Below are 21,141 nucleotides of genomic sequence, written 5' to 3'. Positions count from 1 at the left end.
GTATCAATAGTTATGGATTTGTCTAAATTGAAATCTTTCATAGTCGTTGCAGAGGAGTTGAACTTCCGAAAGAGTGCGGAAATTTTAGGAATGTCGCAACCTCCTCTTACTCGCTTGATCTCATCTTTCGAAGAGGAACTTTCCACCAAATTATTCGAGAGATCTACAAGGCATGTAAAACTTACCGGAGCGGGAGTGTATCTTTTAAAAGAAGGTAGAGAGATTATCTCGAAAGCGGAAAAAATCGAAAAAGAAGTCCGCTCTATCGGTAAACTTAAAGCAGGAGGGCTTAGCATCGGCTTTTCCACGACTACATTTATGGCGAGTTTGCCTCAGATCATTAATGAATTTCAGGACCGTTTTCCTAAGATCAAATTGCAGCTTCAGCAGGAATCCCGAAATAGGATTATTAAGGGGTTAAAATCCGCACAGTTTGATATTTGTTTTTTAGAAGGAGTTGTTTCTGATTCTCATTTGGAAAAACATCCAGTCCATGACGAGGTGCTTGGTGTGCTTGTTCCCAAAAAACACCCCCTTGCTAAAAGAGAGGAGATAGAATTTAAGGAACTAAAGGACGAAACCATCATATTACATCCTAAAAAGGACTCTGGTAGTTTTTATGATACGATCTCTTCTCTTTTTAAACAAAGCGGGATCAAACCTAAGGTGTATATCAAGAACGAAAGAGAAAGTTGTCCTATCTTAGTAGCGACAGGCAAAGGAGTTTCTTTGACCATTTTGGGTGCTCAGAATTTTGCACCCGCTGATACCAAATTTGTTCCGATCAAACAGCTGTATTTGCCTGTTTCGGTCTTTTATGTTCCGGAGAATCAGAATCCTTCCTTAAAAACTTTTTTAAGTTTCGTATCTGAAAGTAGCTTTATCAAAAACAAACATGCAGAATGCCTCATGGACGTAATGAGGCTTTAACGCAAGGAGTAAAATCTACCGGTTTTGCGCGGCTTATTGTAAAAGAAATCCTGAATTTAAGTACAGTCGAAGATTTAAATGAAAGGTTATCTATTCCGTCCAGGCTACTTGAATCTCTCTCTGGCCAACAAATGGAAGTCTTCCGTGAGAAACGGAATAATTATCGATATAAAGAATATCATCTTTCTGCCAGGAGAAAATCTGGATATTCTTCCAGAAAACATCTACTATAGTTTTGATATCCTTATTAGATATTTCTGATCCATCTCCATACGTGGCATGAACGTCTAAATCTTCCGATTTACTGAATAGTTTTTTGATCCCGGTCAATAGGTTTAAAATCAAATAAACTCCCAATCCTCTTAATGTTTTCTGTCTTTTAAAAATATATTTATATTCTAATCGGGGTGAGTCTATATGGAAAGTTTGACTATGATTATGCCAAGCCTTGGATCCGGCAACAGGGTGTTTTCTGACACCTACTTGAGAATTAATTAATCTTAATTTATTTCCAGGCAACCATTCATGGATAAAACTTTGTTTTTTTATCTCCTTCTCCGCTTCCTTTTTATCTTCCGTTTTGAACATTTCGCTCCAAGGTTTTGTTTTCCAAAGACTATAGCGAGAAGCTCCAGGACCATCATAATGACGAATATATTTGATCCCTTGTTTTTCTACTTTATCCGAAATATGACTAGGCATTTCTCTTAAGACAGTTCTTAGATCGGTAATGGGAGTTTCTCCGTTTTTAGTAGGGGCAACTTTTGCATAAAAGAAAAGTTTCTTAGGAGGTTTATTAAGGAAGCTCATCTCCGCATGTTGCATAATCGGATAAGCCGAGGGAAGTTCGCTGGCTGTATGAACAAATTTCGTTTTTTTATCTCTGGGAGAAGTTCCCAGATACGCTTCCGACAAATTGGAATCAAGACCCAAAGCAACCTTTTCGAAATTTTCGGAAGAACCTATATTAAAACCTCTAAATAATATCGCACCATAGATCAACAGATCTCTTTGTATTTCTTTTTGGTTCTTCTTGATCCAGTCAGTTAGATATTTTAAGTCTGTTTTTTCAGGAGAAGAAGGAGAATAAACGATTGGAAGATTCAAACCTTTGATCAGGTTTTTGGAGATCTCATCCGAAGTTTTGGAGGATCTAGTTTTCTTTTTTTCAGATTTCACTTTTTTGATCAGATCCTTTTTTTTATCTGAAGTTCGAACAAGACTAGTCGTAGACATATCGATTCCCTTTTAACCCACTTCAATAAAGTTCTATTCTCGATTCGATCTGTATATCTAATATATTGGAATAAAAATCGCTATTATGGATAATGATTTATACGAATGTACAATAAATTATGCATTCGTTCAAAATTTATAGGTGGCTCGGAAACTGGATCGACCTTAAGGACTTTCTCACAAAACTTCCTCCAACTTATGAAATTATCCAAATTATTAATCGCGAATCGGGGAGAAGTTGCCATTCGAATTGCAAGAGCAGCTTCCAGTTTAGGAGTTCCTACAGTCTCAATATATTCGGAAGACGATTCTAACTCCAGGCATAGATTAGTGACTGATGTTTCGGTTCCTTTAAAAGGAAGAGGCGCGAAAGCATATTTAGATCAAGAAGAGATACTATCAATCGCAAGGGGAGAAGGTTGCGATTCTATTCATCCAGGTTACGGATTTTTAAGCGAGAATTTCACCTTCGCAAAGAGATGTGAAGACTCCAAGATGAATTTTGTCGGTCCTGATCCCAAGACACTTGAAATTTTAGGAGATAAACTAAAAGCAGTACTACTTGCAGAATCCTTGGAAGTTCCGACCTTGCCCGGACTTCGCAAAGTAATCGATCTAAAAGAGGCAAAAGAATTCTATTCTAAAAATGGAATATTCCTTTTGAAAGCAATCGCTGGAGGAGGGGGAAGAGGTATCCGTATTATTAACAGCGCTGAAGAATTGGAAAACAAGTTCAAACATTGCGCAGAAGAAGCTTTACATTCATTCGGAAATCCTAATTTGTATGCCGAAAAATACCTACCCACTGCAAGACATGTGGAGGTGCAGATTTTAGGAGATGGTTCCGGAAATATTCTTCATTTTTGGGAAAGGGACTGTTCTCTTCAAAGAAAAAATCAAAAATTATTAGAGATTGCACCCGCTCCTTTTTTAGATCCTAAGATCCGAGAAAAGATTATCTCTTATTCTTTGCTGATGGCCTCTCATCTTTCTTATAAAAGTTTAGGTACTTTTGAATTTTTAATCAGTCCTGGATCCGAGATTTATTTTATCGAATCAAATCCAAGATTGCAGGTAGAACATACGATCACTGAAGAAATCACCGGAGTGGATCTTGTAGAAGCACAGTTGGAGATTGCTTCCGGAAAATCCCTACAAGAGATCGGATTGGATCAGAAAAATATAGAATCTCCGAAAGGTTATGCAATTCAGATTAGAATTAATTCGGAAACTTGGGACCAAAAAGGAGAGATCATTCCTTCTTCCGGAAAAATAAAAGTATTCGAACCTAGCTCGGGACCAGGGATTAGAGTGGATAGTTCCGCATATTCCGGTTATGAAGTGGGTCCAAATTTCGATTCCTTACTTGCGAAATTAATCGTTCATTCTAAGCATATTAAGTTTTCCAAATTGATCCACTTCGCGTATCGCGCGTTATCCGAATTTAGAGTAGAGGGCATCAAAACAAATCTTCCAATTCTTTTGAATCTATTTAAAAGGAAAGAACTTGAGACCTATGAAGTTTGGACCAAGTTTATAGAAGAGAATATTGAAGAACTGCTTTCTCCTTCTATAACAGAGCATAAAAAATACAATTTTGAAATACCAAAGAATGATAATTTAGAAAATTATAAAATAAAAGAAGAAGTCCCGGATGGATTAAGTTCGTTTCATTCTCCAATGACAGGAAGTCTTGTCGAAATTTATCCTAAAGAAGGTGACCCTATCCGGAAGGGAGAGAAGGTCGCACTTCTTTCTTCCATGAAAATGGAACATCTTTTGCATTCCGAGATTACAGGAATTATAGAAAGGGTTTTGATCGAGCCCGGAAAGGTCATTTCAGAGGGAGAGGCATTAGTATGGATTCGATCGCAAGATCTGGAACATCCTTCTCTCAACCATTCGGAAGATATCGATCCGGATTACATTCGTCCGGATTTGCAGGAAGTTTTGGATCGTTTAATTTTGAATGAGGATATTTCTAGACCACAAGCGGTTTCCAAACGGCATAAAAGAGGACAAAGAACTGCAAGAGAGAATGTGGCAGATCTTTGCGATCTAGGAAGTTTTGTAGAATATGGAAGTCTGGCCATTGCGGCCCAGAGAAGAAGAAGGTCCTTAGAAGAATTGATCAAACTTAGTCCTGCGGATGGACTCATTGCAGGGCTTGGAACAGTAAATGGAGAACTTTTCGATTCTCACCTAGCAAGAGTTTCCGTACTCGCCTATGATTATACCGTCTTTATGGGAACCCAAGGTGCTATGAATCATAAAAAGACGGATCGATTTTTAGAAATGGTGGAGAGTCAAAAACTTCCGTTGGTATTTTTTACGGAAGGTGGGGGAGGTCGGCCCGGAGAGGTGGATATGCCTGCGGTTGCAGGTTTGGATCTGCATACATTTCGTAAATATGCAGGCTTAAAAGGAAAAAGTCTCAGGGTCGCTATCGCTTCAGGTAGATGTTTTGCAGGAAACGCTGCCTTATTCGGTGCAAGCGATATCAGGATTGCAACAGAAGATTCTAATATAGGCATGGGTGGTCCTGTGATGGTAAAAGGTGGAGGACTCGGAAATTTTTCCGCCGAAGAGATTGGTCCCTCTGAAACCCAAACCAAAAACGGCGTAATCGATATATTAGTAAAGAATGAAGAAGAAGCGATTCGTACTGCTAAAAAGGTATTGTCTTATTTTCAGGGATATATCAAGAAAATAGAATATAAGGACCAAAAAATCCTAAGGACTCTTATTCCTGAAAACCGCTTGAGATCTTATGAGATACGTTCTATTATCTCTTCCTTGGCGGATACGGATTCCGTTCTGGAATTCAAAAAGGACTTTGCCAAAGGAATTGTTACTTCTCTCATTCGAATAGAAGGTAGGCCTTTAGGTTTGATCGCGAATAATCCAACTCATCTTGGCGGAGCGATCGATGCAGAAGGAGCGGAGAAGGCCTCCGAGTTTGCTGAATTCTGCGATCTGAACAAACTTCCAATATTATTTCTTTGTGATACACCTGGATTCATGGTAGGACCGGAAGTAGAGAAGAAGGGACTCGTGCGTAAGGCAGCTAAATTTTTCGAGGCAGGTGCATCTTTACAGGTTCCCGTGTTTACAATTATTCTCAGAAAAGGATACGGACTAGGCGCAATGGCTATGGCCGCAGGCAGTTTCCATTCTCCTGTATTTACGATCTCCTGGCCTACGGGAGAATTCGGAGCAATGGGGATAGAAGGAGAGATTAGAACAGGATATCAAAAGGAACTCGCAGAAGTTAAGGACTGGAAAGAAAGACAAATTTTATTCGAACGTTTGGTCGCCGAGGCTTACGAAAGAGGTAAGGCAATTAATATGGCTTCTTATTTGGAAATTGACGCTGTGATTGACCCTGCCGAATCCAGAAAATGGATCTTGAGAGGTTATGATTCCTGCATTTAGAGAGATTCCAGTTGGAAATAAATGTTTTCTGAGTTCCAGTAAAAATCTTGATTAGATCCGAATCTGTGTTTTTATTTTCCCCTCACATGGGAGGTATTCATGTTTAGAAATCCTAAAGCTAAAATTATAGCTTTATTTACCGTGATCGCTTTGACCGTTTCCTTCTCTTATTTGAGCGCTCAATCCTTGAACGTTTACGGAACTTATAAAGTGACGGGTACAAATCCAAATGGAAGCAAATATAAAGGAAGTGTTACTATCACTTTAAACGAGGATGGGTCTTACAATTTCGAATGGTCTGTAGGAAATAGTTTTTCTGGAACGGGCACTTTGAGCGGAAATACTTTAACAGTGGATTGGGGCGATACTTATCCTGTGATCTATACCGTAAAGAATGGAGGAAATAGATTAGAAGGTACTTGGGGAAATGGAACTGGTACTGAAATTCTTTCCAAATAAGGTCTATTGATATAAAAAATCCCCGTTATACTATTACGGGGATTTTCTTTCGGATTTTTTTCTAACTTTTTGAAACTAGATCGAAAAGTCTTCCATATATTCTACATATACTTTTGCTTTTCTGATTCTGAGATACACGGTTTCGCCGGGCAGTAGATTTAGCTCTTTAAAAGCGGATTGGTCCAATAAGGACTCGATTAAAGTTCCCGAATCCAAACGTTTTAATTCTATCCTAACATTTCTACCCGTAGAATGAATGTATTGGATTTCCGCAGGGATCCCTTGGGAAGAAGTTCTGGAAATTTCCACATCATACGGTCTAACGTAGGCAACTCCTTCCTTGTCCACAACATCCGAATGTTCGGGTGTTTCTACGTTCAAGTCTCCGATCTTTGCATTTCCTTCGTGGATTCTTCCGTGGAAAAGGTTGACGTCTCCTAAGAAGTGGAAAACGAAAGGTGTCTTAGGTTTATTATAAACCTCGTCAGGGGTACCGATCTGTTCAATTTTTCCGGACCTTAAGATAACAATTGAATCACTAACTTCCAATGCTTCTTCTTGGTCGTGAGTCACGAATACGCTAGTGATATGGATTTCGTCGTGAAGTCTTCTGAGCCAAGTGCGTAATTCTTTTCTAACCTTGGCGTCTAAGGCTCCGAAAGGTTCATCTAGAAGTAAAAACTTAGGTTCTATGGCCAATGCTCTGGCCAAAGCAACCCTTTGTCTTTGTCCTCCCGACAATTCAAATGGAAATCTTGCATGGAAATTTTCCAACTGTACTAATTTCAGAAGTTGGAATACCTTCTCTTGGATCTCTTCCTTGGAAGGCCTTATTGATCGAGGGCGAACTTTTAGGCCGAATGCGATATTTTCAAAAATCGTCATATGCCTAAAGAGAGCATAATGTTGGAATACGAATCCTACTCCTCTGTCCTTGGAATTTTTGGATTTAGATTTCTCTCCGTTGAACAAGATTTCTCCTTCGTCCGGAGTATCAAGACCTGCGATCATTCTTAATAATGTGGTTTTTCCACTTCCGGATGGCCCGAGTAATGCGACTAGATCTCCATTCGGGATGGTCAGGTCCACTTGGTCCAAGGCCTGGAATTTTCCGAATCGTTTGCTTACATTTCGAATTTCGATGGACATCTTATTCTCCTATATTTGAAAATCCGAGGGACCTTTCTTTTTTTTTACTTTTTTTTCCTCAGATGGATCTTCCGGAATTACAAGCTCTTCTTTTCTATGAAGATTTCTTTCTAAGATCGTTTTTAAGAGTAACGTTAGTAGCGAAAGAAATACAAGTACAGATGCGGCTGAAAATGCTCCTACGGAATTATACTCGTTATATAACATTTCTATCTGCAAGGGTAAGGTATTGGTTTTTCCTCGGATATGTCCGGATAGAACGGAAACCGCTCCGAATTCTCCCATTGCTCTCGCATTACAAAGTATAAGTCCGTACAAGAGTCCCCATTTGATATTCGGGATGATAATTTTAATGAATGTCTGGTAGAGAGAAGCTCCTAGTAAGATCCCGGCCTCTTCTTCTTCTTTTCCCTGGCTTTGCATAAGAGGGATCAATTCTCTGGCTACGAATGGAAGTGTGATAAATACCGTAGCAATCACGAGTCCAGGAGTATTAAATACGATTTTAATATTCCACTCTTCTAATATATCTCCCATCCATCCTTGTTTTCCGAAAAGTAAAAGGAAAATCAGACCGGAGATTACTGGAGAAACAGCAAATGGGGAATCTATAATTGTAAGAAGTATATTTTTTCCGGGGAATTCAAATCTTGTTAAAAGAAATGCAGCAATCAACCCGAAGGCAGTGTTTAAAGGAACTGCGATAGCTGCTACCTTCAATGTCATGAGCATTGCGGCAATCGTATCGCTGTCCTGTAATCCTTTTAAGTAAGCCTCCCAACCCTGCGCGAATGCTTCTAAGAAGACCACTGTGATCGGAAGGATTAGAATAATAAATGCAAGAAGGAGGACCGCAACGATCAAAGATAAGCGGATCCAAACGGATTCTGTTTCTTTCATCCTAGTCTCCTAGAGGCTCTGTTTTGCAGATAATTGATTCCAAACATGATCGTGAAGGAGAGGACTAACATTAAAACGGCGATTCCTGTCGCCTTTGCGTATTCGTACTGTTCCAATTTAGTAACTATAAGTAGCGGAAGAATTTCGGTTTTGCCTGGAAGGTTTCCTGAAATAAAAACGACCGATCCGTATTCTCCAATTCCTCTCGCAAATGCCATACTCGTTCCTGCGAGTAAAGAAGGGATTAACTCGGGTAAGATTACCTTGATAAAAGTTTGGAATCGGTTCGCTCCTAGGCAATAAGCGCTTTCTTCTAATTCTTTGGGAAGATCTTCCAGAATGGGCTGAACAGTTCTTACAACGAATGGAAACCCGATGAATACTAAAGCGATCACAATCCCGATAGGAGTGTATGCGATCTTGATCCCGTAAGGTGTCAGATATTTTCCGATAAAACCGTTAGGAGCATAAATTGTGGTTAATGCGATTCCTGCCACTGCAGTAGGAAGAGTGAACGGAAGATCCACCAGTGAATCTAAGATTTTTTTGCCTGGAAAATTATAACGAACCAAAACCCAGGCAAATAAAAATCCTACGAATAGATTGATGATAGCTGCGACCCCTCCCGCTCCGAAACTTAAATACAGAGCTTGTTTAATCCTTTCTTCTGAAAGAACTTCCCAGAGTCCGGAAATGCCTAAGGTCGCAGATTTAAAGAATAATGCGGATAATGGAATAATGACTAGTAAGCTTAGGTAGAATGTAGTGAGTCCTAAGGACAGACCAAAGCTTGTTTTTGAATAAGGACGGAAAATCAGTTTCAAATGGGAAACCCTTTGAGTCGATTCTTGAGAAACGCCCTATTTCGTCAAACCAAGAGCCGCCCAAAGGCGGCTCCCTTTTTTATAAGTATGGGCTTTTAGTTGGAAAGTTTCTACTTACTTCTTTGCCTCGCCGTAGATGGAGTCGAAAAGACCGCCGTCAGCGAAATGTTTTTTATGAGCAGCTGCCCAGGAACCTTCAATACTTCTAACGTCGAATAATTGAAGTTTAGGGAATTTGGCAACATTCGCTTTCAGGATGGCTGCATCGTTCGGGCGGAAGAAATGTTTTGCGATAATTTCCTGACCTTCTTTTGTGTATAAGAAATCCAAGTATGCTTTTGCTACTTCTTGGGTTCCTTTTTTAGCAGCCACTTTTTCAACGATTGCTACAGGAGTTTCTGCAAGAATACTGGTGCTTGGATAAACCACTTCGAACTGAGCCACTCCACCATTTGCTTTTCTGGACTCGGATAGAGCAAGTTCTGCTTCATTTTCCCAAGCCAGAAGAACATCACCGATTCCTCTTTGAACGAAGGTAGTAGTGGATCCTCTCGCACCTGTATCCAGAACGGAAGTGTTCTTGTAGAGGTTTCTCACGAACTCGATCGCCTTTTCTTCTGTTTTATATTGTTTCTTTGCAAATCCCCAAGCCGCTAAATAATTCCAGCGAGCTCCACCGGAAGTTTTAGGGTTTGGTGTGATTACTCCGATCCCTGGTTTTACAACATCGTCCCAATCTTTGATCCCTTTAGGGTTTCCTTTTCTAACTAAGAAAACGATTGTAGAATAGTATGGAGTAGAATGGTTCGGGAATGCTTTCTCCCAATCTTTGGAAACGGAGCCACCGTTAGAAACGATACTATCAATATCATAAGCAAGAGCAAGAGTTACTACATCCGCTTCTAATCCGTCGATTACGGCTCTAGCTTGTTTTCCAGATCCACCATGGGATTGTTGGATAGTAAGGTCTTTTCCTGATTTCTTCTTCCAAGACTCTACGAACTTCTTATTAATTTCTTCGTAAAGCTCCCTGGTCGGGTCGAAAGAAACGTTTAACAGGGTATCGTTTGCATATGCGGATAAGGAGAAGATAGCGGTTAATGCCAGAGCGCCGATTCCCTTGGCAATTGACCGGAGTACAGAGTTTTTAGATTTTGCTTTCATAAGGTTCACTTTTACGTCCCTTCCGACGTCAACTCGGAATTTTTATCCAATAAATTGGATATTTATCTGTTATAGTCGGAATGGCTCTTCTTTTGTCAAGAAGGGTTTTATATTTTAGGATATTTTTTTCCTATTTTGAACGCTTTTTTGGTTCGATCCCTCAGACTTCGGTTTAAAGCGGATTTTCTTCAAAATGAAAAAGGCCTTCACCTACTTAACTCTGGTATTTCTCCCGTTCTTCTTTGCAGGATGTATTGAATCTTCCGGAAAGGTGGAACATCCTTCTATCGTCCAGGGTGTTCTCGAGTTAAATGGTTATGATCTGGAAGAACAGGGGCCAATTTTACTTTCCGGGCTTTGGAAATTTAGATGGTTGTATTGGAAAAGTTCCGGATTAGAGAGCCAGAATTCTTATGAGATAGTTAGTGTACCTTCTTCTTGGAACGGAAAGAGTGGATCCAGATTGGGAGAAGGTTACGGTACCTACGAACTCACCCTTAAACTAAATCGAAATTACGGAGAACTTGCGTTTATCTTACAAGAGCAAAGTTCTTCTTACTTTTTGTATGTGAACGGCAAACTTTTAGCTTCCTGCGGAGAAGTAGAATTTCCTTCTTCTTCGGATATTACCGTTTTTGAAGTCAAACCGGCCTGGTGTAATAAGCTCGTAAAATTTATTCCGGATTCCGAAGAGCTAACAATCGATATGCAGATTGCGAATCGAGACCATAGACTGGGAGGTTTCTGGGCACCTATTCGATTTGGAACTTCTTCCAGCATGGAAAAGACCTGGAATGCAGAAAGATTTTTGGATCTGTTCTTAGCGGGAGGACTTTTCTGTATAGGTCTATTAAATTTGATCTATGCGGTGGTCAGAAGGGGAGAAGCCGCCTCCATGTATTTCGGCACCTATTGTGTAATCATGGCGACAAGGGGTTTATTTTCCGGGACCAGAATTATTTCAGAATATCTTGATTTTCTAAAATACCATCATTATGTAAGGATAGAGTATGTTACCTTCTATCTTGCCATTCCTGTTTTTTTAAGTTATATACTTTCCGTTTTTCCAAGAGAATTAAAACGAATACTCGTGGATCTGGTCTGGTGGATTGCTATCGGCGCCTGCCTTGTAGTCCTCATATTCCCAGTTAGAATATTCACATTCACTATCACCGTTTATTATTTAGTGGCATTCCTTGCGGGAACACTCGGCTTATTCTCCCTTACTAAAGCGGCCTTAAGAAGAAGAAAGGGAGCACTCATCATACTCGCAGGTTTCGTATTCGTGTATGCTGCAATGATCCACGATATCTTATATGCGACGTTTTATTTGGATACTGGATATTTTACGAATATTGGCGCTTTCGTATTTATAGTAGCTCAGTCCGTATTTTTATCCATTAGAAGTTCCGAAAGTTTGGATCGACTTTTGGATCTTTCCAGGAATTTGGAAAGAAGGGTGGAAGAAAGAACCAAACAGCTCAGAAATGCGCTTCGTCTCATCCAAAACGATCTAAACATTGCAAGAGAGATCCAAAAGGGACTTTTAAATTTGGAAGATACATCTTCCAGAAAAATCGGAAGGACCAAATTTAGTATCTTACATAAACCTTTGGCAGAAGTAGGTGGGGATCTTTATGATATCACCGAATTGCCGAGTGGAAAGATCCGTATCTTTCTTGCAGATGCAACAGGCCACGGAATACAAGCGGCCCTGATCACAATCCTGATCCGAAGCGTTTATGAGGATCTAAGATTAAAAGAAGAAAGTCCTGGAAAACTTCTCTCGGAGATAGGTTCTCAGTTTCATGGTAAGTATGGAAATGTATCCACGTTCTTCTCCGCATCTATTTTGGAAATTTCTCCTGACGGAAAAACACTTACTCTTTCTTTGGCAGGATCTCCTCCGGTTTTAGTCCAGAATAAGGATGAAGAGCATATAATCGAATGTGAAAACCCGTTAGTGGGTCTTTTAGAAAATTTCCATTTCGAAGATAAGGAGATCCTACTCACTCCGGGTTATAGAATACTTTGTTTTACGGACGGACTGACCGAATCTTCCAGATTGCCTGGGGATTTTTACGGGATAGAAAGAGTATTGGCCTCTCTCCGGACTGGAGACACTCAAAGTTTAGAAGAATTATTAAGCGGCATCCAAGAGGACCTATTCAGATTCTTAGGTAGCTCCGAACCCAAGGACGATATCCTAGTCTTGGGAATAGAAGACCAACGTTCCTAAAAGGATAAAACCTTTCTTCTTTCGGGAAAGCTGGATCGTTTTCTAGTTTTATTGTATTCAACTCCGAAAATCATGGTTAGAGAGAAGGTGAACGGGTCCATCTAAACGAATGGATCCCGAAATCGTTACCTTGTAGAGGACCCTATGGCATTCAAGCTCGACGGGGCAAAATTCCCCACCTTGGAAGAGTTGATTACGGCTCTGTATCCATTGTATGCGGACAAGATGAGCGAAGCTGAATTTAGAAAGTACGTTCAGGAGAATGTAAAAGAGGAATAGTATTCCTCTTTTTGCCCAATGTTCAAGGGCAAGATCCTTTCCGCTTAAAGTCCTGTTTTGCTTGTCAATTCCAGGGCTTTTCCGTACCCTCTCGGCATGCCTTTTTTTCAGAAAAAATGGAGACTTGCTCCGGCTTGGCGAAGGCCCTTACTATTACTCGCCTCCTTTCTAGTTCTTATCATCAAATTCAGATTTTTATTCAGCGAGGACACTCTTTCTGGCTGGAGCCTTCATGCCCAAACCCATTTGGCAGAAATTTACGATTCATTTTTAAATAACGGCCAGTCTTTAGGATACGATACTCGCTGGTTTTCAGGGATGCCGGTCTTTTACTTTCAGCCTCCATTCTTTTATTTTCTGGTCGCAGTTCTCCACAAGACCGTATTCTTCTGGTCCTCACTTTCTCTCTCATTCAATATTGGCGTTTTACTTTCTATATTACTTTTTACGTATGCGTTTATCAAGTTCAGTCTTTTACTCTTAAGCGAGACCAACCATAGGGCGAATACCGTTATGTTGGCCATGACCGGACTTTTATTTTTCTTCTTATGTGCGGGAGAAGAACCGTTCGGACTTTCTTTAGTAGGGTTATTCAGCGGTTCAGTGACCGGATTTTTCGGTCTTGGCTGGAGTTTATTAGGTTTTTATTATTTAGAAAAGTATAGGACCACGGGGAAATTATCCTCCCTTTCCAAATATCTTGCAGTAAGTGCCTGCGTTTATTATTCGGATCTTCCTTCTTCTTTATTCTATTTGGTTTCTCTTCTGATCTATTTTTTATTTTTGGGAGAAGAGCTGGGAAAAAGAGCATTCTCTATCGCATTCTTCATTCCATTATTTGTGGCCACACCTGTTTGGTGGAATTTTTTGAAATATTCCTCGTATCGTGCGGAAACATTCCCGATGGACACTACTCCCGGACTCATCTCCATTTTAGGTTCGGAAGCCTTGAGGCCGATTTGGGAAGGAAGCGGAGTTATTGCTTTCTTATGGAATTTTATCATAGGATTACATTGGATACAGGTAGTATTCCCTGCTTTGTTTCTATTAGGAATTCGTTCTATTCTAAAACGTAAAATTTTTCCTCCTGCTTCCAGATTCGTATTCTTTGCCAGTTTGATCTTCTATTGGATCGGAGTGGATACTTCTCTTTCTAAATTTTTTCCAGGTTTAGGATTTCCTTGGTATAGAGCCCTGGATCTTTCTTTATTGTTCTTAACTCTTTCCGGCTTGGAAACTGCAGTTCATTTATTGAAGAACAAAACTTCTTCTTTAGTAGCTCAATATTCAATTTCTGCACTTCTATTTTTTGCATTGGTAAGATTCTTTCTATGGCATCCGGAGTTGGAATGGAAGGAAAACACCACATTCTTAAAAGATAGTTTTTCCGCTCTGGAAATGCAAGATGTAGAAGTTGCTCTTTCCGAACTTCCTAAAGATTCCAAAATTTTTCCGGAAATCGACTCCCATAGAAAATGGGGAGACAGTCCTTTTACATTGGGTCTTTTAATTAGAAGGGCAGGACATAGAAATCTTTTAGGAATGGAAGCGGACGCTTCTTTAACTTCTCTGGCACTCCAACCTTATTTGAGTCGTTATCTGCCTTGGACTGCTTGGAAAAAAAATCCAGGTTATGAAGAGGAACTTTCTTCGGAAGACGCAGGTATTGGATTACATCGTTTTCTGCAGTCGAACGGAACTTCTTATATCATCGGTTCCACAGAAAAACTTTATAAAATCTTAAAATTAAATCCGAGCCGTTTTGAATTATTGAAGGGTTGGGTAAACCGAGAAGGATTGCGTACGAACGATTCCCCTTCCGAAACCTATGAAAAAGAATTGGAGAATAAATCTTTCCTATTTCTTTTTAAGGTGAAAAATCCGGGGGCTGATCTTGCACTTCTAACCGAAAAACCTTGGGGGGTTGCAGACTATAAGGAACTAAACGGCGGAAAATCACTTCGTCCTAAAAGATTCTTATACAATACGAATGAAGCAATTCTCCACGAAGGATTGGATGCAGGAATTGTATTCGCAAGAATCGGTAAGAAAGAATTAGAAGCAGTCGGTCCGAACTATAATAAATGGTTCCAAGGTTTATTGGTTTTGAATATTCCAAAAGAACATACTAATTGGAAGGAAGAATTCAAATCCAAATACGGAGACCTATCTTTCTCGGATAGAAACGAATTTTTAGGTAGATTTTTCCCCGTAAAAGAAAAACCGAAAGAGCCTATGTTACTTGCGGAACTTCCTATCTTACCCCGTATTTTTTCGGATGAAGAAGTTTTTGCGGGTCCTGAAATTTCTTCGACAGAAAAACCGGAACAATCTACATTAGAAAATTATAATTGTAAATTGGTTCGAAGATCCTTTTTCCCTAGTTGGGAAGATGCAGAAGGAGGGATATTATTCCAAACTCAGAGAAATGAAATTCTGGTCTGTTCCCAAAAACCGAATTCGGATCTGAAATTTTCCAAAGGGAATTCTGTCTTCTTGACCATTATCCTTTTCCTTTTGCCGGCCTTCTTTATATTTTCTTCCTTTGTGAAAGGAAGGTGGTTTTTCCGTTGAGGAATCCGTACGGTAACAAGCCGTACTCTAAACTTCAATTCGTTTCGAATTCGCTCTTAGTGTTGTTCGGAAGTATTCTTCTTTGGGGGCTCTGGCAAAAATGGAGCCTCTATATTTGGGGAAATATTTTCATTCACGGCTTAGAAGGAGGACTTGTAGGAGCGATCTGCGATTGGTTTGCGGTTTGGAAAACCTACAAAGCCGTGGAATCCGAGAGTGAGACTATCGCAGAAGAAATCGGCCGTTGGGTATCTTCCGATCTGATCAGCGAACATAAATTAAAATCCTATTTGGATGGTATCTTGGATGAACCCGAAAATATCCAAACAATCCGAGAACTTCTGGATAAACATCTGAAAGGAGAAAAAGAAGTCAGAGAATTCCTAAACCTGATCTGGGACAAAATAGAAGAAGATATCGTATTATATGTTTCTAATTTTAAATTTTCCGGTGCAGACAAACAAATATTGCATGAATTGAATAGTCGAAAGGAGATCCTTTCTACGGTTCGGTTCTTGGTAGGAGAAACCTTGATGAAGGTCTCCGATCATGCTGAGTTTGGAGAAAGGATACAAAGGATCACTAAAGGACTTTCTTTTCTCGCAAAACCTTTGATTTGGCTTATCGATCCCCAAAAAAGGATCAAAGAATTCGGAGAAGGTTTGAAAGAAGGAAAAGATTTCGAAACGGAAGAGGAAGAAGTCTTATTCGAATTATATTCGATATTCTCGGAATGTGCGGAATTGTACATCGGTTCCTGGAACGAACTCCCGGTTTCCAGAAGAGAAGAAGCTGTCCGCGCCTTGGCGGATTTCGGCAGAGAACAATTGAACCGATTGATCAGCGAAGTTGTACTAACACATAAGGAAGAAATTTCTAAATTAGAAAATTTGAGAGAATATGGGCCAATCCGCTCCTTCCTGGAATTTTTAAGTTCTAAAACGAATGAGTCGGTTTCGGAATATGTGGGAGAACAGATTTCTAAAGGTCTTAAATTATTGGAACCCAAACAATTTAGGGAAAACTTAGAACTTAAAACCAGAAGAGTGTTAGAAAGGATCAGAATCAACGGAAGTTTATTAGGTTTTTTAGTTGGATCTGCGATAGGATGTATCGTCCTATTATTCGAAGGAAAATTGGGATTATAATCTCTTGCATAATTTGCGGGTTATTGTTAAATATTCAAGATCATGGAACTAAAGCGGATTTATATTCTTCTACTCTGCGTAGTATTTAGCGGATGTTATTCGAGGACGATTTTCTACTTTCAAAATTTCAGAATGAGGCCTCTGCCTCCTCAAGTAGAGCAAAGTTTATATAAGCAGAATGAAAAGGGATGTGGAGAAAAGATCCAAACCATTCTTCAAAGAATTCCCGAAAAAAATCCTAGTGCCACCCATATCAGAGACCTGGAAATTTTCCAGTATGACCGAGGAATTTTCGAGGCATGTTATCGACTCTATTATGGTTTGGAGATCTCTCAATGAAAGTTTTGCAATCTGGGATCTTCTTCCTTTTCCTATTTTTATTCTCCTATTGCAGTGGGGCGGAAACGCTGATCTATCGGATAGAAAGAATTGTGCCTGCAAAAGAAAGACCTGTCTTCTCCCCTAAAAGGGTAGAAGGAGAAGATTGTGTAGTGCAAATTTTTCCTTTTATGTTCGCGAGATACGTTCCGGATTTACAAAGCGCATATAACCACGCGATGGATAAGGCGCCTCAAGGAACCCAATCTTTGGCAAGCGGAGAAGTTTATACAAAAGGTTTGTATCTTCCTCCGATCTTCTTATTTCGTTGTATCGTTGTTTCAGGGACTCCTAGTTTCGATTAAGGTTCGAAAATAAATCCAATCCTTCGCAAGTTTTCAAATCCTATTAATACTTTAAATTTGAACTATATGGGGTAAGGTCGGTCTAAAAAGTATTCACCCCGAAATGGGGAAAGGAGATAAAAATGGAAGCGGTAGTTCATAAGGCAAATACGAGAGGGAAAGTGGATTTCGGTTGGTTGAAATCGAATCATACATTTTCTTTCGGAAGCTATATGAATCCGGAAAGAATCAGGTTCGGTTCTTTGCGTGTATTGAACGACGATATCGTTGCCCCCGGCAGAGGTTTCGATCCGCATCCTCACCAAGATATGGAAATCATCTCTATACCGATCAAAGGTGCCTTGGAACATAAGGACAGTATCGGAACTTCAGGAGTAATAACCTCCGGAGAAGTTCAGGTAATGTCTGCTGGAACTGGGATCGTTCATTCGGAGTATAATCATTCCGAAATGGATCCAGTAAACTTCTTACAGATTTGGGTAATACCTGATAAGAGAGGAGCTCAACCTAGATACGACCAGAAAAAATTTCTTCCGGAAGATAGGAAGAATAGATTCCAAGTGGTTGTAGCTCCTAAGGAATCTGCAGAAGGTCTCTGGATCAATCAAAATGCCTGGTTCTCTTTAGGGAATGCAGAAGCTGGAAAGGAACTGCAATACGAGTCCAAGAATAAGAACGGTGGAGTTTATGCTTTTCTAATATCCGGAAAAGTGAATATTAACGGAACCGAACTTTCTACTCGAGACGGTGCAGGTTTTCCAAGAACGGACCTTCTGAAAGTAAATGCTTTGGAAGATTCCGAACTTCTTCTAATGGATGTTCCTGATATCCAGTAAGGAGTCACTGAGAAGAATAAAGATATAGAGTTTTTCTCACACAGAGCCACAGAGACACGGAGTTTAAAGTTAATTAAAATCCTCTGAGTCTTAGTGCCTCTGTGCGACACATCTCTGCGCCTCTATTTCAGTTCCCCGGGTTCGATGAAAAAACTTCTGATAGAACCGTCTCTCAATAAACGAATTCCTAATTTTCTTCCGATAGAAGTCTCATCTAAAATTTTATGAAGATCATCGATAGTATGGATCTCTTTTTCGTCCAGTTCGATAATCAGATCTCCATTTCGTATTCCTGCGCGATCAGCAGGAGAGCCTGGTTCGAGAGAAAGGACTAAGATTCCAGATTCTGAACCGATTTTATTAAGAGTTTTAGTGAATGATGGAATCTTTTGGTTTTGACCTGCGATTCCTAAATATCCTCTTTTAACTGCACCGCTTGTGATAAGACGAGTGATCACATATTCTGCGGTATTGGACGCGACTGCAAAACAGATTCCTTGGGCAGGTAGAATGATCGCAGTGTTAATTCCCACCACTCTTCCTTGGAAGTCCACTAATGGGCCTCCCGAATTCCCCGGATTTAAGGCAGCATCCGTCTGGATCACATTATCTATTAATCGTCCATTGCGAGATCTTAATGTTCTTCCGAGAGCGCTTACTACTCCTGCTGTAACCGTAGATTCGAAACCGTATGGATTTCCGATAGCGACTACTAGTTGTCCCACTTTCAGCTTTTTAGAGTCTGTAAAACCGGAATGAGGGAATAATCCGCCATGTATTTTTAGAACGGCAACATCCGTATGAGGATCGTTTCCTACAAGTTCCGCTTCTTTACTAGAACCGTCCGAAAGGTTTGCCTTAATTTTGACTGCGCCATCTACCACATGACTATTGGTTGCGATAAAACCGTCGGGCGTGAGGAAAAATCCAGAACCGCTTCCGCCTTCTCCTCTTTTGTTTGTTACTTGTAGATGGACTACGCTTGGGCCAACGGAGTCCACCGCATGGATGACGGATTTGGAATAAGCGTCTAAAATTTCCGCTTCTTCCTTTTCCGATTCTATTTTTTGTCGTATGGAAGAAATAGGATCGGAATTCGTATTTGTAAATAGTACCATAATCTTCTTGGACTTCCTCTCATAAATTAAAGTCCCTGAAAGAAATAAAATGTTTAATCGAAGGTTGAAAAAATCTCGGATTTTTAAACTTGCGTTTAGACCGCATTCACATAAATCTTATTCGCTTTAAACCTTTTGTAAATGATTTGGGAGAATCTAGTATGAGTAAGGAAAAATTCGAAATTTCCAAAAGAGAGGGAGAACATTTTAAACTTTCTCAGCTGGAAGGAGAGTGGGAAGGTACATCCAAATTATGGTTCAAGCCGGATAAATTAGAAGGCGAAACTAAGACCATTGGAACCATACGTCCTATATTAGGAGGTAGATTTATTTTACATGAATACGAAGGAAGTATCGGTGGATCTCCTATGCAAGGAGTTCTTATTTTGGGATATCATATAGATAGACAGAAAGCGGAATGCGCTTGGGTAGAAAGTTTCGGAATGGGAACAGGGATCATGCTCTCAGAAGGACATCCAACTGATAAAGGATTTTCGGTCTTAGGACATTATGGACAGGGGACGTTTCCGGAACCTTGGGGTTGGAGAACCGAATTCGAAATCGTCAACAAGGATCAAATTATCATAAGGGCGTATAATATTAAACCGGGAGAGGAGGAGACAAGGGCAGTCGAGACTATCTATTTTAGAAAAAAATAATAATGGCTATATCGGCTAATAGCCAAGGCTTAACGACGTTTTGCAACTGCACACTTGCACATTCAAGTGAAGATATGGAAGCAAAATTTGCCAAAGGCCGAGCAAGGGTTGCGTAGCAATCCTGACGCGAAGCGTCAAGCCTTGGTAGTTATACGCCACGTCCAAATTTAACCTTATATCCTAATTACTTTTTCCAATCTTCCGGCTTGGGAGATACCGGTTTATAATAAACTGTGGTAGTTCCTTGGGAAAACATTTCCGGAACCGTTCTTCTCCAGTTTACAAAATGGGGGGTCTCCAAATGTGATTTACGTCTGGATTCACTTTCGTAGGCTTCTATGATCAGAAATCTGCCTTCGTCTCCATCGTTTTGCAGAAGATCAAATCTATGAACACCGTTCTCCTTGAGGGATTCCTTGGAAAGTTCACTGCTAATTTCCAGAAATTCTTGGATCCTTTCCGGGAGTATTTTGTAAGAAGAAACTGTAACGATCATAGTCCCCAGTTTCAAGATCCGATTTTCTTCTACCAGAAAAAAAAGATAGATGGAATCGGATCAGAATGAAAGCTTTTCCCTTATGAAAATAAAAACTCCCGTAACGGAGATGCTTGGAATCGATCTGCCCATCATCGGGGCTCCCATGTTTCTCGTTTCATATCCTGATCTAGTTGTAGCAGTTTCCGAAGCCGGAGGCCTTGGAACATTCCCCTCTCAAAACTACCGAACCATAGAAGAATTAAGAAGAGGTTTGGAAGATATCCGATCCAGGACCAAAAAACCCATCGGCGTTAACTTAATTTTACATAAGGCTCATAACCCTAACTGGGCAAAACACTTAGAAATACTTTTAGAATTCAAGGTAGAATTGATCATTACCAGTTTAGGAAGCCCTCGTTCTATTATCAATGAGGCAAAATCAGTAGGCACAAAAGTTTTCTGCGACGTAACTACATTAAGACATGCGAATTTAGTTGCTAAATCTGGAGCAGACGCTTTGGTCGCGGTTGCACAAGGTGCCGGTGGACATGCCGGAAATATTTCTCCTTTCAGTCTTTTCCCTTATCTGAAAAAAGAAATTGGTCTACCTGTTCTTGCGGCGGGTGCGATCAGCGGGGGAGCACAAATGGCCGCAGCAATGTCTCTTGGTGCAGATGCAGTTTATATCGGAACTAGACTTATCGCTACTAAGGAAGCTGCCGCTTCCCAAGAATATAAGGAGATGATCGTTCAATCAGCACCGGAAGAGATCGTTTATACCGAAAAAATTTCGGGAATCCCTGCGAACTGGCTAAAACGTTCTGTCGAAAAGGCGGGAGATAATTTCCACAACGAAAGTAGCGGAGATATAGACCAGGAATTTAAACGTTGGAGAGATATTTGGTCTGCAGGTCACGGAGTTGCTCAGATTGATTCCATTATTCCTGCCGGAGATGTTATAAAAGGTATGGCCGCAGAATATACGGATATCGTGAATAAGCTACCTAGACCAGTTTAATATTTCAGAATA

Annotated in this window: 19 protein-coding genes; 12 read left to right on the top strand and 7 right to left on the bottom strand. The window is 40.2% G+C overall.

Annotation, left to right across the window (positions count from 1 at the left end):
- Positions 1-930, top strand: a 930-nt coding sequence (locus CH365_RS19330; protein WP_244283329.1) for a LysR family transcriptional regulator, incomplete at its 5' end; no start/stop codon positions are given.
- A gap of 90 nt (positions 931-1,020) precedes the next feature.
- Here CH365_RS19330 and CH365_RS19325 read toward each other — a convergent pair.
- Positions 1,021-2,166 carry a TauD/TfdA family dioxygenase gene (locus CH365_RS19325; RefSeq protein ID WP_100770185.1) on the bottom strand — a complete coding sequence of 382 codons (1,146 nt, stop codon included), beginning with the start codon at positions 2,164-2,166 and terminating at the stop codon, positions 1,021-1,023.
- 198 nt (positions 2,167-2,364) lie between these two features.
- On the opposite strand from CH365_RS19325, the gene CH365_RS19320 reads away from it, so the two are divergent.
- Both CH365_RS19320 and lfb1 read left to right on the top strand, forming a co-directional pair.
- Positions 2,365-5,601 carry an acetyl-CoA carboxylase family protein gene (locus CH365_RS19320; RefSeq protein WP_100770189.1) on the top strand — a complete coding sequence of 1,079 codons (3,237 nt, stop codon included), beginning with the start codon at positions 2,365-2,367 and terminating at the stop codon, positions 5,599-5,601.
- 99 nt (positions 5,602-5,700) lie between these two features.
- A complete protein-coding gene (gene lfb1 / locus CH365_RS19315) occupies positions 5,701-6,060 on the top strand; it encodes an LIC10280 family protein (RefSeq protein ID WP_100770184.1) in 360 nt (119 codons plus the stop codon).
- Between the two features lie 75 nt (positions 6,061-6,135).
- On the opposite strand, the gene CH365_RS19310 is transcribed toward lfb1, so the two are convergent.
- The 4 genes from CH365_RS19310 to CH365_RS19295 all read right to left on the bottom strand — a co-directional run bounded on the left by CH365_RS19310 (position 6,136) and on the right by CH365_RS19295 (position 10,097).
- A complete protein-coding gene (locus CH365_RS19310) occupies positions 6,136-7,209 on the bottom strand; it encodes a sulfate/molybdate ABC transporter ATP-binding protein (RefSeq protein WP_100770183.1) in 1,074 nt (357 codons plus the stop codon).
- A gap of 9 nt (positions 7,210-7,218) precedes the next feature.
- Entirely contained in the window at positions 7,219-8,109 is an 891-nt protein-coding gene (gene cysW / locus CH365_RS19305) for a sulfate ABC transporter permease subunit CysW (RefSeq protein WP_100770182.1), read from the bottom strand.
- Positions 8,106-8,933 (bottom strand): sulfate ABC transporter permease subunit CysT, encoded by an 828-nt coding sequence (gene cysT, locus CH365_RS19300; protein ID WP_100770181.1) that lies wholly within the window; start codon positions 8,931-8,933, stop codon positions 8,106-8,108. Before cysT ends, cysW begins: the two co-directional genes overlap by 4 nt.
- A gap of 114 nt (positions 8,934-9,047) precedes the next feature.
- On the bottom strand, positions 9,048-10,097 hold the full coding sequence (locus CH365_RS19295; RefSeq protein ID WP_100770180.1) for a sulfate ABC transporter substrate-binding protein: 1,050 nt from the start codon (positions 10,095-10,097) through the stop codon (positions 9,048-9,050).
- A gap of 193 nt (positions 10,098-10,290) precedes the next feature.
- On the opposite strand from CH365_RS19295, the gene CH365_RS19290 reads away from it, so the two are divergent.
- The 7 genes from CH365_RS19290 to CH365_RS19260 all read left to right on the top strand — a co-directional run bounded on the left by CH365_RS19290 (position 10,291) and on the right by CH365_RS19260 (position 17,856).
- Complete coding sequence (locus CH365_RS19290; RefSeq protein WP_244283328.1) at positions 10,291-12,336, top strand: PP2C family protein-serine/threonine phosphatase; 2,046 nt, start codon at positions 10,291-10,293, stop codon at positions 12,334-12,336.
- A gap of 144 nt (positions 12,337-12,480) precedes the next feature.
- The gene (locus CH365_RS20125) at positions 12,481-12,615 is read left to right on the top strand and encodes a hypothetical protein (protein ID WP_008589440.1); all 135 of its coding nucleotides are present in this window, start codon (positions 12,481-12,483) and stop codon (positions 12,613-12,615) included.
- Between the two features lie 96 nt (positions 12,616-12,711).
- Entirely contained in the window at positions 12,712-15,189 is a 2,478-nt protein-coding gene (locus tag CH365_RS19280) for a hypothetical protein (protein ID WP_100770179.1), read from the top strand.
- Positions 15,186-16,337 (top strand): DUF445 family protein, encoded by a 1,152-nt coding sequence (locus CH365_RS19275; protein WP_100770178.1) that lies wholly within the window; start codon positions 15,186-15,188, stop codon positions 16,335-16,337. The genes CH365_RS19280 and CH365_RS19275 overlap by 4 nt, the downstream gene beginning before the upstream one ends.
- A gap of 132 nt (positions 16,338-16,469) precedes the next feature.
- Positions 16,470-16,676: a hypothetical protein gene (locus tag CH365_RS19270; RefSeq protein WP_244283327.1), complete on the top strand. Its 207-nt coding sequence runs from the start codon at positions 16,470-16,472 to the stop codon at positions 16,674-16,676.
- Positions 16,673-17,020, top strand: a complete 348-nt coding sequence (locus CH365_RS19265) for a hypothetical protein (protein WP_100770176.1) — start codon at positions 16,673-16,675, stop codon at positions 17,018-17,020. The genes CH365_RS19270 and CH365_RS19265 overlap by 4 nt, the downstream gene beginning before the upstream one ends.
- Before the next feature lie 122 nt (positions 17,021-17,142).
- Positions 17,143-17,856 carry a pirin family protein gene (locus tag CH365_RS19260; RefSeq protein WP_100770175.1) on the top strand — a complete coding sequence of 238 codons (714 nt, stop codon included), beginning with the start codon at positions 17,143-17,145 and terminating at the stop codon, positions 17,854-17,856.
- A gap of 122 nt (positions 17,857-17,978) precedes the next feature.
- Here CH365_RS19260 and CH365_RS19255 read toward each other — a convergent pair whose 3' ends face one another.
- Positions 17,979-18,974: a S1C family serine protease gene (locus CH365_RS19255; RefSeq protein ID WP_100770174.1), complete on the bottom strand. Its 996-nt coding sequence runs from the start codon at positions 18,972-18,974 to the stop codon at positions 17,979-17,981.
- A 161-nt stretch (positions 18,975-19,135) separates the two neighbouring features.
- Between CH365_RS19255 and CH365_RS19250 the strand changes: the two genes are divergently transcribed.
- On the top strand, positions 19,136-19,633 hold the full coding sequence (locus tag CH365_RS19250; RefSeq protein WP_100770173.1) for a DUF1579 domain-containing protein: 498 nt from the start codon (positions 19,136-19,138) through the stop codon (positions 19,631-19,633).
- Positions 19,634-19,817: 184 nt separating this feature from the next.
- On the opposite strand, the gene CH365_RS19245 is transcribed toward CH365_RS19250, so the two are convergent.
- Positions 19,818-20,129 carry a putative quinol monooxygenase gene (locus CH365_RS19245; RefSeq protein ID WP_100770172.1) on the bottom strand — a complete coding sequence of 104 codons (312 nt, stop codon included), beginning with the start codon at positions 20,127-20,129 and terminating at the stop codon, positions 19,818-19,820.
- An 82-nt stretch (positions 20,130-20,211) separates the two neighbouring features.
- Between CH365_RS19245 and CH365_RS19240 the strand changes: the two genes are divergently transcribed.
- Complete coding sequence (locus CH365_RS19240) at positions 20,212-21,129, top strand: NAD(P)H-dependent flavin oxidoreductase (RefSeq protein ID WP_208861247.1); 918 nt, start codon at positions 20,212-20,214, stop codon at positions 21,127-21,129.
- Positions 21,130-21,141 lie beyond the last annotated feature (12 nt).

Origin of the sequence: Leptospira neocaledonica (assembly GCF_002812205.1) — a bacterium.
GTDB lineage: Bacteria > Spirochaetota > Leptospiria > Leptospirales > Leptospiraceae > Leptospira_B > Leptospira_B neocaledonica.
This window is presented reverse-complemented; position numbering and strand designations above follow the sequence as displayed.

What these genes read in the sequence shown, in the direction of transcription:
- CH365_RS19325 (WP_100770185.1), bottom strand. Translation starts at nt 2,166, where the DNA reads ATGTCTACGACTAGTCTTGTTCGAACTTCAGATAAAAAAAAGGATCTG.
- CH365_RS19320 (WP_100770189.1), top strand. Translation starts at nt 2,365, where the DNA reads ATGAAATTATCCAAATTATTAATCGCGAATCGGGGAGAAGTTGCCATT.
- lfb1 (WP_100770184.1), top strand. Translation starts at nt 5,701, where the DNA reads ATGTTTAGAAATCCTAAAGCTAAAATTATAGCTTTATTTACCGTGATC.
- CH365_RS19310 (WP_100770183.1), bottom strand. Translation starts at nt 7,209, where the DNA reads ATGTCCATCGAAATTCGAAATGTAAGCAAACGATTCGGAAAATTCCAG.
- cysW (WP_100770182.1), bottom strand. Translation starts at nt 8,109, where the DNA reads ATGAAAGAAACAGAATCCGTTTGGATCCGCTTATCTTTGATCGTTGCG.
- CH365_RS19295 (WP_100770180.1), bottom strand. Translation starts at nt 10,097, where the DNA reads ATGAAAGCAAAATCTAAAAACTCTGTACTCCGGTCAATTGCCAAGGGA.
- CH365_RS19290 (WP_244283328.1), top strand. Translation starts at nt 10,291, where the DNA reads ATGAAAAAGGCCTTCACCTACTTAACTCTGGTATTTCTCCCGTTCTTC.
- CH365_RS20125 (WP_008589440.1), top strand. Translation starts at nt 12,481, where the DNA reads ATGGCATTCAAGCTCGACGGGGCAAAATTCCCCACCTTGGAAGAGTTG.
- CH365_RS19280 (WP_100770179.1), top strand. Translation starts at nt 12,712, where the DNA reads ATGCCTTTTTTTCAGAAAAAATGGAGACTTGCTCCGGCTTGGCGAAGG.
- CH365_RS19270 (WP_244283327.1), top strand. Translation starts at nt 16,470, where the DNA reads ATGAGGCCTCTGCCTCCTCAAGTAGAGCAAAGTTTATATAAGCAGAAT.
- CH365_RS19265 (WP_100770176.1), top strand. Translation starts at nt 16,673, where the DNA reads ATGAAAGTTTTGCAATCTGGGATCTTCTTCCTTTTCCTATTTTTATTC.
- CH365_RS19260 (WP_100770175.1), top strand. Translation starts at nt 17,143, where the DNA reads ATGGAAGCGGTAGTTCATAAGGCAAATACGAGAGGGAAAGTGGATTTC.
- CH365_RS19255 (WP_100770174.1), bottom strand. Translation starts at nt 18,974, where the DNA reads ATGGTACTATTTACAAATACGAATTCCGATCCTATTTCTTCCATACGA.
- CH365_RS19250 (WP_100770173.1), top strand. Translation starts at nt 19,136, where the DNA reads ATGAGTAAGGAAAAATTCGAAATTTCCAAAAGAGAGGGAGAACATTTT.
- CH365_RS19245 (WP_100770172.1), bottom strand. Translation starts at nt 20,129, where the DNA reads ATGATCGTTACAGTTTCTTCTTACAAAATACTCCCGGAAAGGATCCAA.
- CH365_RS19240 (WP_208861247.1), top strand. Translation starts at nt 20,212, where the DNA reads ATGAAAATAAAAACTCCCGTAACGGAGATGCTTGGAATCGATCTGCCC.